The following is a 9,758-nucleotide window of genomic DNA, read 5'->3' on the forward strand; positions in this document are numbered from 1 at the left end:
CGCCCACCGCCCCCGATGACCGCCCCGGCTCCCCGACCGCACCGCCTGCTGCCCAGTCTGGGCGGGCTGCTGGCCCTGCTGCTGGTGCTCGCCCACGCCCCGGTGCACGCCGCCGGCGAGCTGGAGGCCAAGATCAAGGCCGCCTACGTCTTCCACGTCCTCAAGTTCGTCGAATGGCCGGGCGCCGCGGCCGAGCCCCTGCGCCTGTGCGTCACCGGCACCGACGCGGTGGCGCAGCTGCTCGCCGAACTGAACGGCAAGCAGATCAAGGATCGCCCGCTGCGGGTCGACCTGGCTCCGGGCGCCGACCTCTCCGGCTGCCACGCCCTGTTCATCGGCCGCTCCGAGCGCCGCTGGCAGGACACCCTGGCCCGGCTGCGGGGCGGCGTGCTCACCGTCAGCGACGCGGACGGCTTCGCCGCCGGCGGCGGCATCGTCGGCTTTCTTTCCGAGAACGGCCGGATCAAACTCGACATCAATCCAGAGGCAGCGCGCCAGGCCAACCTGAAGATCAGCGCCAAGCTCCTCGAACTGGCCAGAACGGTGCAATGATGCAGCCCACCACCGACAAGCGCGGCGCCTTCGACCGGCTGCAGATCAAGACCAAGCTGGTCCTGCTGATCGTCGCCACCAGCATCGGCGCCCTCATCGTGCAGGCCGCCGGCTTCGTGGCCTACGAGCGGATGCGCGTCACCGACCAGCTCATCGGCGATCTGTCCTCCCTCGCCCGGATCGTCGCCAACCGCAGCACCGCCGCCCTCATCTTCAACGACGACAAGGTCGTCGGCGAAACCCTCGGCGCCCTCAAGGTCAAGCGGGCCATCGTCGCCGCCTGCGTCTACGACGCCGACGGGCGCGTCTTCGCCCGCTACGACAGCGGCGAGGAAAGCCCCTTCCGCTTCCCGCCCCCGCCCGCCGGCGGCAGCGCCACCCTCATCGAAGACGGCTACCTCCACCTCACCGAGCCGGTGATCGAGGACGGCGTGCAGCTGGGCACCGTCTTCATCCGCGCCAGCTTTGCCGAACTCAACCAGCTCTGGCGCGACTACCTGCTGTTCGCCGGGCTGATCGCCATGGCGGTGTCGTTCATCGCCCTGCTGGCGGCCACCCGCTGGCAGCGCATCGTCTCCGGCCCCATCGAACGCCTCACCCACACCGTCAAGACCATCTCGACCGGCAAGGACTACAGCCTGCGCGCCACCGGCGAGAGCGACGACGAGGTGGGCACCCTGGTGGACGTCTTCAACGGCATGCTCGACGCCATCGAAGAGCGCAACCAGGCCCTCATCGACAGCAACCGCCGCCTCTCCGACAACGAAGCCCAGCTCAAGCTCGCCAACGAAGAACTCGAAGAGCGGGTGCGGGCCCGCACCGCCGAACTCCAGGCCCTGTTCGACTCGGCCAGCGTAGGCATCGTGCTGGTGCGGGACGGCACCATCACCCACCGGAACCGGCGGATGGAAGAGATGTTCGGCGCCGACGACGCCACGGTGGCCGAACTCGCCCGCCTGTGGCACGGCCCCGACGGCGCCGACGCCACCCTGGCCCGCGGCGAGACGGTGCGCTGCGATCTCGAAGTGCCCCAGCCCGACGCGCGCCGGATGTGGGTGCGCCTGTCGGCCCGGGTCATCGACCCCGCCGACCCCGCCCGCGGCATGGTGGGCGTCGTCGAGGACATCACCGCCGAACGTGCCGCGATGGACGAGATGCTCCGCGCCAAGATCCTCGCCGAGGACGCCTCGCGGATGAAATCCGAGTTCCTCGCCACCATGAGCCACGAGATCCGCACCCCCATGAACGCCATCATCGGGATGCTCTACCTCGCCCTCAAGGCCGACCTGCCCCCCGGGCTCGGCAACTACCTCGCCAAGGCCCAGGGCGCCGCCCACTCGCTGCTGGGCATCATCAACGACATCCTCGACTTCTCCAAGATCGAGGCCGGCAAGCTCGAGATCGAATCCATCGAGTTCGGCCTCGACGCCGTGCTCGAACAGCTCAAGGACACCCTCGTCCTGCAGGCCGAACAGAAAGGCATCGAGTTCCTCATCCGCTACGACGTCACCATCCCCCCGGTGCTGGTGGGCGACCCGCTGCGGCTCGGGCAGATCATGCTCAACCTGTGCAGCAATGCGGTCAAATTCACCGAGAAGGGCGAAGTCGAGCTGGCCTTCCGCTGCATCGAAGCCAGCGACACCGACCTCACCCTGCACTTCTCCATCCGCGACACCGGCATCGGCATGACCCCCGAACTCGTCGGCCGGCTGTTCCAGAAATTCACCCAGGCCGACCAGACCACCACCCGCCGCTTCGGCGGCACCGGGCTCGGCCTCGCCATCAGCAAGCACCTGGTCGAGCTGATGGACGGGCGGATCTGGATCGAGGAATCCGTCCCCGGCAAAGGCACCACCGTGTGCTGCACCGTGCACCTCAAGGTCTCGCCCGAAGCCCGCACCCACCGCCAGCGCCTCGTCGAGAAAGCCGGCCCGCTGCTCGGCGGCATCCACGTGCTGGTGGTGGACGACAACGAAGTCTCCCGCGAGATCGTCGCCGAGATGCTGCGCTTCTTCCACCTGGAGGTCAGCGTCGCCGCCAGCGGCCCCACCGCCCTCAGCCTGCTCCAGGCCGCCGACCCGCCCTTCGACATCGTGCTGATGGACTGGCGGATGCCCATGATGAACGGCGACGAGGTCACCCGGCGCATCCACGCCAACCCCGCCATCCGCCACAAACCCAAGGTCGTGATGATTACCGCCTACGGCCGGGAAGACGTCATCCGCGCCTCCGAGCAGGCCGGCGCCGAAGCCTTCCTGGTCAAGCCGGTGTCCCCGTCGATGCTCCTCGACACCATCCTCACCAGCCTTGGCCGCGGGCGCATCCTCGACGAGCGGCGCACCGGCGGGCTGCGCCAGGGCAGCTGCGACCTGCGCGGCGCCCGCCTGCTCCTGGTCGAAGACAACGACATCAACCGCGAATTCGCCACCGAGCTGCTGCGCAGCATGAACACCGAGGTCGACTGCGCCGTGAACGGCGCCGAAGCCGTCGCCAGGGTGCGCGAGCACGACTACGCCGCGGTCCTGATGGACATCCACATGCCGGTGATGGACGGCCTCGAGGCCGCCCGCCAGATCCGCGCCCTCGGCGAAGCGCCGGGCGGAGAGCGCTTCCGCGACCTGCCGATCATCGCCATGACCGCCCTGGCGATGGCCCACGACGAGCAGCGCAGCCTCGCCGCCGGCATGAACGACCACATCACCAAGCCCGTCGCCCCCGACCGCCTGCAGGCCGCCCTGGCCCGCTGGCTCAAGATCCCCCAGCCCGTCCAGCCCGCGCCCTCCGCCGCCAGCGGTCTCGACCCCGATCTGCGCGGCCTCGCCACCATCGACGCCGAACAAGGCGTGCGGCGCATCGGCGGCGACCAGAGCGCCTACCGCAAGCAGCTCCAGCGCTTCCGCGCCCGCTACGCCGGGGCCGCCGACACCCTCCGCGCCATGATCGACGAGCGCCCGCTGCGCGAAGCGGAAGAGTTCTGCCACGCCCTCAAGGGCGTCAGCGGCAACATCGGCGCCGAAGCCCTCTTCGCCTGCGTGACCGCCATCGACAACCGGCTCAAGCAGGACACCCGGCCGACGCCCGCCGAACTGGCCCACATGTCCGAGCTGCTCGGCGCCGTGATGAGCGAGATCGCCGGCCTCGAAGCCCCCGCGGTCGCCGCTGCCCCCACCGGCGGCATGGACCGTTCCGAAGCAACCCGACAAGTGGCACACTTGCTCGACTTGCTGGAATCCGACCTGGGCGCCGCCCAGGCGGTCATGACGACACTGCGCGCAGGCGTCGCCGGCACGGCGGTGGAAACCGTCATCCAGGAGATCGCCGAGAAGCTCGATCTCTTCGAGATCGACGAGGCCATCGCCCTGCTCAAATGCCTGCACGCCGAACTGGCCGGTGAGCCATGAACGACACCCCCGCCCCCGCCGACAAGCCCCACAAGCCGCGCGTCCTCATCGTCGATGACGTCAACGAGAACCTCCACGTGCTGGTCGGCATCCTGCGCCACGAGTTCGCCGTCATCGTCGCCACCTCCGGCCCCAAGGCCCTCGAACTGGCCACCCGCCAGCCCGCGCCCGAGCTGATCCTCCTCGACATCCGCATGCCCGGCATGGACGGCTACGAGGTGCTCCACCGCCTCAAGTCCGACCCGACCACCGCCGACATCCCGGTGATCTTCGTCACCGCCCTGGCCGAAACCGCCGACGAAGCCGTCGGCCTGCGCCTGGGCGCCGCCGACTACGTCACCAAGCCGGTCAATCCCGAACTCCTGCTGCTGCGCGTGCGCAACCAGCTCGAACTGCGCAGCCACCGCCGCAAGACCGCCGCCGGCAACGGCGCCGCGGCCGTGCTGCGGGCCGACAAGCCCACCCTGCTGCTGGTGGACGACATCCCCGAAAACCTCCACGGCCTCTCCGCCGCGCTCCACGACGACTACCGCATCATGGTGGCCGCCAACGGCCAGCGCGCCGTCGAACTCGCCACCGGCCCCAACCCGCCCGACCTGGTGCTCCTCGACATCATCATGCCCGGCATGGACGGCTACGAAGTCTGCCAGCGGATCAAGTCCAGCCCCGGCGGCGGCCGCATCCCGGTGATCTTCGTCACCGTGGCCGACAGCGTCGTGAACAAGCTCCACGGCTTCTCCATCGGCGCCGCCGACTACATCACCAAACCCTTCGACATCGACGAAGTGCGCGCCCGGGTGCGCACCCACCTGGATCTCAGCCGCCTCCAGCGCTCCCTCGAGCACCTCATCGAAGAGCGCATGGCCTCGCTCCAGGAAGCCAACGAAGCCCTCGCCGAGAGCAAGGAGAAGTACCGCATCCTGGCCGAGTACTCCCCCAACTGGGAATACTGGATCGACCCCCACGGCCGCTACCTCTACGTCTCGCCCGCCTGCCACGAAGTCTCCGGCTACAGCGCCGTCGATTTCGTCGGCGACCCCGGCCTGATGCGCAAGCTCATCCACCCGGACGACCTCCCCATCTGGGACGCCCACGACGAGCAGCAGCCCAGCCCCGACGGCCACCACCTGCCCAACTTCCGCATCCGCGCCCGCGACGGCTCCGAGCGCTGGATCGAGCACATCTGCCAGCCGGTGGTAGACGCCCGCGGGCGCTTTCTCGGCACCCGCGGCAGCAACCGCGACATCACCGGCCGGGTGCGCGCCGAAGAAGACCTCCACCTGGCCGCCACCGTGTTCGCCACCACCACCGAAGCGGTGATGGTGATCGACGCCGCCAACCGGGTGCTCACCGTCAACCCCGCCTTCACCGAGATCACCGGCTTCACCCAGGACGAAACCGCCGGCCACGAACCCGTGATGCTGCCCGCCGACCCCTCCGACCCCGAGCCCTACCGGCACCTGTGGGCGGCGGTCAACAGCACCGGGCGCTGGCAGGGCGAGATCACCAGCCGGCGCAAGGACGGCCGCGAGTTCATCGCCTGGGCCACCGTCAGCACCCTCTACCGGGAAGACGCCTCGGTGCACCGCCGGGTCGTGCTGTTCTCCGACATCACCGAGAAGAAGAAGGTCGACAACCTCATCTGGACCCAGGCCAACTACGACCACCTCACCCGCCTGCCCAACCGCCGCCTGTTCAACGACCGCATGGAGCGCGAAGTGCGCAAGGCCCAGCGCAACGGCACCGCGGTCGGCCTGCTGTTCATCGACCTCGACCGCTTCAAGGAGGTCAACGACACCCAGGGCCACGAGATCGGCGACCTGCTCCTCGTCGAAGCCGCCAGCCGCATCCGCCAGTGCGTGCGCGACTACGACACCGTGGCCCGGCTGGGCGGCGACGAATTCACCGTGATCCTGTCCGAACTCCACGGCGGCAGCGAGATCGGCCGGATCGCCCAGGACATCATCGACCGCCTGTCCGAACCCTTCCTGCTGGCCCACCAGGAACACTTCGTCTCCGCCAGCATCGGCATCGCCGTGTTCCCCGAAGACGGCCTCACCATCAGCGAGCTGGTCAAGCACGCCGACCAGGCCATGTACCTCGCCAAGGACGCCGGCCGCGGCTGCTTCCGCTTCTTCACCCGGGCCCTCCAGCAAAGTGCCGAACAGCGCGTCCGGCTGGCCGCGGAGCTGCGCCGGGCGGTCGAAGCCGAGCAGCTCGAAGTCTATTACCAGCCCATCGTCGAACTCGACACCAACCGGGTCACCAAGGCCGAAGCCCTGCTGCGCTGGCAGCACCCCACCCAGGGCAACGTCAGCCCGGCGGTGTTCATCCCCGTCGCCGAAGACACCGGGATCATCCACGACCTGGGCGAGTGGGTCTTCCGTCAGGTCATCCGCCAGGCCCGCCGCTGGCGCGAAGCCCTCGGCGCCGACTTCCAGGTCAGCATGAACATGTCGCCGGTCCAGTTCAACGGCAGCGGCCCCAGCTGCCGCCAGTGGCTCGACCAGCTCTCCAGCGGCGAGCTGCCCGGCGCCAACCTCGTCATCGAGATCACCGAGGGCCTGCTCATGAACACCGAGCCCGGCATCCTCGACATCCTGCTGCGCCTCCGCGACGCCGGCATCGGCGTGGCCATCGACGACTTCGGCACCGGCTACTCGTCGCTCGCCTACCTCAAGAAGTTCGACATCGACGTGCTCAAGATCGACCAATCCTTCACCCGCAACCTGAGCCCCGACGCCCCCGACTTCGCCCTCTGCGAAGCCATCGTCGTGATGGCCCACAAGCTCGGCCTGAAGGTCATCGCCGAAGGCGTCGAGACCGAACTCCAGCGCGACCTGCTGCGCCAGATCGGCTGCGACTACGCCCAGGGCTACCTCTACTCCCGCGCCGTGCCGGCCGACCGCTTCGAAGCCTTCTGCCGCGGCTGATCCGGCCGCCCGCCCCCGCGGCCGGCCGGGCGTGCCACAATCCGCGCCGCCTCCCCGTTTTCGCCCCGCCCCCGTGACCACCTTCCTGCACACCGCCGACTGGCAGATCGGCAAACTCTTCGGCCAGTTCGAGCCCGACGACGCCGCCCTCCTCGCCGACGCCCGCCTCGCCGCCATCCTGCGCCTCGCCCGCCTCGCCACCGAGCACCGGGTCGACGCCGTGCTGGTGGCCGGCGACGTGTTCGACGCCCAGGGCGTGGCCGACCGCACCGTGTTCCGCCTGTTCAACGCCCTCGCCGGCTTTGCCGGGCCGTGGGTGATGATCCCCGGCAACCACGACGCCGGCCTCGCCGAATCGGTGTGGACCCGCGCCCTGCGGCTGGGCGCCGTGCCCCCCAACGTACACCTCTGCCTGCAGCCCGCCCCGCTCACCGTCGCCGGGCTGGCGATCCTCCCGGCGCCCCTCACCCAGCGCATCACCCACGCCGACCTCACCGACTGGTTCGCCGGCGCCGCCACCCCCGCCGGCCTGCCCCGCGTCGGCCTCGCCCACGGCAGCGTCGAGGGCCTGCTGGCCGACGGCATCGACGCCTCCAACCCCATCGCCGCCGGCCGCGCCGCCAGCGCCCACCTCGACTACCTGGCCCTGGGCGACTGGCACGGCACCCGGCAGGTGGACGAACGCTGCTGGTACGCCGGCACTCCCGAGACCGACCGCTTCCGCGCCAACGACTCCGGCAACGCCCTGCTCGTCCGCCTCGACGGCCCCGGCGCCCCGCCCCAGGTCACCCGCCTCGCCACCGGCCAGTACCGCTGGCTCGACGAAACCGTCGACCTGCAGGTGCCCACCGACCTCGACGCCGCCCTCGAACGCCTCGGCGGCTACGGCCCCGCCGACGTCGTGCAGCTCACCCTGCGCGGCCACACCGACCTCGCCGGACACCGCCGCCTGCACGACGCCATCGCCCGCGCCGGCGGCAAGGCCCGCAGCCTCAGCGCCAACCTCGACGCCCTGCGCCTCGAACCCACCGACGCCGACATCGCCGCCCTCGACGCCGACGGCTACCTGGGCGAAGTCATCGCCGACCTGGGCGCCGACCTCCGCGCCCGCCCCGACGGCCCCGCCCGGGACGCCCTGGCCCTGCTGGCCGGCCTCCTCGCCGACGACCGGAGCGCCGCCCCATGAAGCTCACCCGCCTGCGCATCGAACAGTTCCGGCAGTTCCGCCAGCCCCTCGAACTGGCCGGCCTCGAACCCGGCCTCAACGTCATCACCGGCCCCAACGAAGCCGGCAAGAGCACCCTCGTCGCCGCCATCCGCGCCGCCTTCTTCGAGCGCCACCGCTCCCGCCGCGTGGACGACCTCCAACCCTGGGGCGACACCGCCGCCGCCCCCACCGTCGAACTCGATTTCGAACTCGACGGCCAACCCTGCCGGCTCGTCAAGCGCTTCCTCGGCCGCGCCCGCTGCGACCTGCAACTGGGCAACCAGCACCTGGACGGCGCCGACGCCGAAGACCAGCTCGCCGAACTGCTCGGCTTCCAGTTCGCCGGCCGCGGCGCCAGCACCGAAGAACACTGGGGCATCCCCGGCCTGCTGTGGATCGCCCAGGGCAGCGCCCAGACCATCGCCAAGCCCGTCGAGCACGCCGCCGGCCACCTCAACCGGGTGCTCGGCCAATCTCTCGGCGAAGTCGCCAGCAGCCGCGGCGACGCCATCCTCGCCAAGGTCGAAGCCGCCCGCAACGAGCTGCTCACCCCCGCCGGCGGGCGCCCCCGCGGCCCCTTTGCCGACGCCGAAGCCAGGGTCGCTGCCCTCGAAGCCCGCCTCGCCGAACTCGACACCGCCATCGCCGGCTACTGCCGGCAAGTGGACAGCCTCGCCGCCCTGCGCCGCGAGCACGCCGCCGACGACGCCGCCCGCCCCTGGCTCGCCTTCCGCGCCCAGGCCCGGGGCGCCGCCGAACGCCTCGACGCCATCGCCACCCTCGAAACCGAACTCACCGGCGCCCGCCAGCAAGCCGGCCAGCTCGACGCCCGCATCCAGCTCCTCCACCGTCAGCTCGACACCCTCGCCCGCCAGGAAGACGACGCCCGCCGCCGCCACGCCGACGCCACCGACGCCGCCCACCGCGCCGACGACGCCCGCCGCCAGACCGCCCAGTGGCAGGCCCGCCACGCCGACGCCGCCCGCGCCGCCGACACCGCCCGCCAGGCCCTGCGCCTCGCCCGCCAGGAAGACACCCGCCAACAGCTCGCCGCCCGCCTCGCCAGCCTACGCCAGCAAGCCGCCGACGGCACCGACCGCCTCCGCGCCGCCGACGCCGCCCGGCACAGCCTCCACGCCCTCCAGGCCCAGGCCGCCGCCAGCCGCATCGACGACGCCGACCTCGCCGCCCTGCGGGCACGCCAGCGCCAGCTCGACGAAACCCGCCTCCGCCAGTCCGCCGCCGCCACCCGCCTCCAGTTCCACCTCGACGACGGGCAGCACATCGCCATCGGCGGCGAGCCGGTGGCCGGCAGCGGCGAGCGCCAGCTCCTCGAAGCCACCGCCATCGCCCTGCCCGGCCTCGGCCGGCTCACCGTCACCCCCGGCGGCGCCGATCTCGCCCGGCTCGCCCAGGCCGCCATCGACCTCGCCGACGCCCACGCCGACCACCTCCAGCGCCTCGGCCTCGACAGCCTCGACGCCGCCGAAGCCCGCCACCGCACCGCCCAGCAACTCGACTTCGAGGTCAAGACCGCCGCCGCCCGGCTCGCCGCCCTCGCCCCCCGCGGCCTCGACGCCCTCCAGGCCGACCTGGACGCCGAGCGCGCCCGCGCCGCCGACGCCGCCCAAGCCCTCGCCCGCCTGCCCGCCGCGCCCCCCGACG

The 9,758-nt window shown here is 71.3% G+C and carries 5 protein-coding genes; all 5 read left to right on the forward strand.

Annotated features, from left to right (window positions below):
* Window positions 1-15: 15 nt before the first annotated feature.
* Complete coding sequence (locus tag ACE3N6_RS10270; RefSeq protein ID WP_374245419.1) at window positions 16-552, forward strand: YfiR family protein; 537 nt, start codon at window positions 16-18, stop codon at window positions 550-552.
* A complete protein-coding gene (locus ACE3N6_RS10275) occupies window positions 549-3,953 on the forward strand; it encodes a response regulator (RefSeq protein WP_374245421.1) in 3,405 nt (1,134 codons plus the stop codon). The genes ACE3N6_RS10270 and ACE3N6_RS10275 overlap by 4 nt, the downstream gene beginning before the upstream one ends.
* Window positions 3,950-6,886, forward strand: coding sequence for an EAL domain-containing protein (locus ACE3N6_RS10280; RefSeq protein ID WP_374245423.1), 2,937 nt, complete (start codon window positions 3,950-3,952; stop codon window positions 6,884-6,886). The genes ACE3N6_RS10275 and ACE3N6_RS10280 overlap by 4 nt, the downstream gene beginning before the upstream one ends.
* A 73-nt stretch (window positions 6,887-6,959) precedes the next feature.
* Window positions 6,960-8,072: an exonuclease SbcCD subunit D gene (locus ACE3N6_RS10285; protein ID WP_374245425.1), complete on the forward strand. Its 1,113-nt coding sequence runs from the start codon at window positions 6,960-6,962 to the stop codon at window positions 8,070-8,072.
* A partial coding sequence (locus tag ACE3N6_RS10290; RefSeq protein WP_374245427.1) for an AAA family ATPase occupies window positions 8,069-9,758 on the forward strand: 1,690 nt, incomplete at its 3' end. The genes ACE3N6_RS10285 and ACE3N6_RS10290, both read left to right, overlap by 4 nt.

The organism is Zoogloea sp. (genome assembly GCF_041904905.1).
Taxonomy (GTDB): domain Bacteria; phylum Pseudomonadota; class Gammaproteobacteria; order Burkholderiales; family Rhodocyclaceae; genus Zoogloea.